Source organism: Burkholderia sp. GW821-FHT14F03 (assembly GCF_058803765.1).
In genome coordinates this window covers 1-588 of the sequence record NZ_JBXAPG010000157.1, presented here as the reverse complement: position 1 = coordinate 588, position 588 = coordinate 1, and the positions used below count along the sequence as shown (strand labels likewise).

Below are 588 nucleotides of genomic sequence, written 5' to 3'. Positions count from 1 at the left end.
TGCGAGAACTGCCGCAGCGCGCGGGTGAGTTCGGCATCGATATGCAGGGGAACGGTTGCACCGGCATAGGACTGCTGAGGCGGGCGGGGCCGGTCGGTGGGGAGTTCGATGCGAACAGGCGCGCCGGCGAGGGCGTTGCGCCAGAACTCGCTTTGCTCGGCGAGCCGTTCGCCGGCGAGCCATTGACGCTGCCATGCGGCGTAGTCGGGGTACTGGATGGCGAGAGCGGACAGGTCGGCGGGTCGGTTCTCGACAGCGGCGGCGTAGAGCGCGCTGAGTTCGCCAAGCAGAATGCCAAAGGACCAGCCGTCGGAGACGATGTGGTGCTGGGTAAGCAGGAACTGATGATGATGCGCGTTGAAGCGGATCAGGCGGGCGCGAATGAGCGGACCGTGTTCGAGGTCGAACGGGGTCCGGGCTTCCTCGTGTTGCAGGCGGAGAGCCTGTTGCGCTTGTTCATCGATATTGTCTCCAGACAGGACGTGATGGCGAAGCGGCACACCTGACCCGATGGGGAGCAGTTGGACCTGTGGTTGCCCGTCGACGGAGACGAATACGGAACGCAAGGCTTCGTGCCGGTCGAAGAGT

The 588-nt window shown here is 64.6% G+C and carries 1 protein-coding gene; it reads right to left on the bottom strand.

Going from position 1 to position 588, the window contains the following annotated elements; translation table 11 throughout:
* Positions 1-588, bottom strand: a 588-nt coding sequence (locus AC1RQF_RS33490; protein ID WP_492874432.1) for a condensation domain-containing protein, incomplete at both ends; no start/stop codon positions are given.